General features: G+C 62.9%; 3 protein-coding genes. All 3 read right to left on the reverse strand.

The genetic code is table 11. The features are described 5' to 3' along the window. Nucleotides 1-265: MaoC/PaaZ C-terminal domain-containing protein (locus EOA29_RS34530; protein ID WP_281061128.1), on the reverse strand; the 265-nt coding region annotated here is incomplete at its 3' end. A 122-nt stretch (nt 266-387) separates the two neighbouring features. Then, nucleotides 388-1362, reverse strand: coding sequence for a magnesium/cobalt transporter CorA (gene corA, locus EOA29_RS34535; protein WP_126092366.1), 975 nt, complete (start codon nt 1360-1362; stop codon nt 388-390). A 178-nt stretch (nt 1363-1540) separates the two neighbouring features. Next, nucleotides 1541-1989: DUF933 domain-containing protein (locus EOA29_RS34540; RefSeq protein WP_127222263.1), on the reverse strand; the 449-nt coding region annotated here is incomplete at its 5' end.

Here is a 1989-nt window from a genome sequence, read left to right on the forward strand (position 1 = left end):
GGTCAATGCCCGGCGAGCCCTGCGAGGTCGAATCGAGCAGGAAGGCGTCGCACAGCATGCGCATGAACATCGCGCAGGTGTGCCATCCCGAGGCCGAAAGGCCGCCCAGGATGCTTGCCTTGCCGGCGTCCTCGTCGAGATGCATCGGCTGGGCATCGAATTCGCTGGCGAACTCGATGATCTCGGCAGCGCTCACATCCTTGCTGCCGAGGTTGAGCGAGGCGCCCTCGACGAAATCCTCAAAGGCCCATGTCTTTGCGGTCATGTCGGCAATCCGGTTGAAGAACGCGTGATCCCTAAGGTCGGGCAACCCGGATGCAGGCCCAAGGCAATTTGGTCAAGTCCTTTCTGGTAAGCCAGCCGATTGCCGGCCGGCCGATAACGCAATCAGAGCCAGCCGCGCCGGCGGAAATACCAGAAGGGCAGGATCGCCGAGATCACCATCAAGGCAATGGCGAATGGGTAGCCGTACTCCCATTTCAGCTCGGGAATCAGGTCGAAGTTCATGCCGTAGATCGAGGCGACCAGCGTCGGCGGCAGGAAGATGACGGCGGCGACTGAGAAAATCTTGATGATGGCGTTCTGTTCGATCGAGATCATGCCGAGCGTGGCGTCGAGCAGGAAGGAGATCTTCTGCGACAGGAAGGTGGCGTGGTCGGCAAGCGATAGCACGTCGCGCGACAGTGTCTTGACGCGGGCCCGCACATCCTTGCTCATCTTGGTCTGGGCCGCGACATGGGTGAGGAAGCCGGCAAGGCGCTGCAGCGAGATCAGGCTGTCGCGGATGGAGGAAGCGAGATCCTCCTTGCGGCCGATGCCTTTCAGGAGCTCCTGGAAATCGCGGTTGCGCTTCGAGGCCTTGGTCGAGCGCGCCTCGAAGATGTCGCGCGAGATCGCTTCCACATCGCGGCCGGCGCGCTCGAGGATGTCGGCCAGCCGATCGACGATCGCTTCCAGCAGACCGATCAGGATGGTGTCACCGGTGGTGCAGCCGGTCGCGACTTTCTCGGCGCGCAACGGGAAGGTCTTGAAGGCCTTGGGCTCGTGGTAGCGGATGGTGATCAGCTTGTTGCCAGCAAGCGCGAAGGTCACCGGCGACATCAAGGGGTCGTCGCCCTCGGTCTGGGCCGGCAGCACGGCGGTCATGAAGTAGCCGCCATCCTCGACGTAGAGGCGGCTCGAAATCTCGATCTCCTCCATCTCCTCGCGCGTCGGAATGGCGATGCCCAGCCAGCCCTCGATGACGGCCTCTTCGTCCTTGCTCGGGTTGAACAGGTCGGCCCAGACGACCCTGTCGCCGTCTCGCACGAGGTCATCGGTGACGCGCAGGCGATCATTGTCCACGACGAAGGCCTTGATCATCGCCGGGTCTCCCTTGCTGGACCAAAGAGATTTCGTTCGAGCGCCGTCAGGATCGCATGGGCTGTGGCAGCCCGTGGGCACCAGCGGATTAGACCCGCGACCTTGCCAGGTCAAGACAGACGGCGGGGCGCCCCGCCGGAGGGCAGGCCCACTGGCGGAATCGAGCCGCCGCGACGACTTACGTGTTGAACTTGAACAGCATGATGTCGCCGTCCTGGACGACATATTCCTTGCCTTCGTCGCGCGCCTTGCCGGCTTCCTTGGCGGCCACTTCGCCGCCCAGCGTGATAAAATCGTTGTAGGAAATCGTCTGGGCGCGGATGAAGCCGCGTTCGAAATCGGTGTGGATGACGCCGGCCGCCTGCGGCGCCTTATCGCCTTTGTGGATCGTCCAGGCGCGCGTCTCTTTCGGCCCGACGGTGAAATAGGTGATGAGCTGCAAGAGCTCGTAGCCGGCGCGGATCACCTTGTTGAGGCCCGGCTCATCGAGGCCGATCGAGGCAAGGAATTCCATTTCCTCCTCGTCGGAAAGCTGAGCGACTTCCGCCTCGATCGCCGCCGAGATCACCACCGTGCCGGCGCCCTGCGCGGCGGCCATTTTCTCAACCGCTTTTGTGTGCTCGTTGC

The sequence above is a fragment of the Mesorhizobium sp. M1E.F.Ca.ET.063.01.1.1 genome, from assembly GCF_003998155.1.
GTDB lineage: Bacteria > Pseudomonadota > Alphaproteobacteria > Rhizobiales > Rhizobiaceae > Mesorhizobium.

What these genes read in the sequence shown, in the direction of transcription:
- corA (WP_126092366.1), bottom strand. Translation starts at nt 1,362, where the DNA reads ATGATCAAGGCCTTCGTCGTGGACAATGATCGCCTGCGCGTCACCGAT.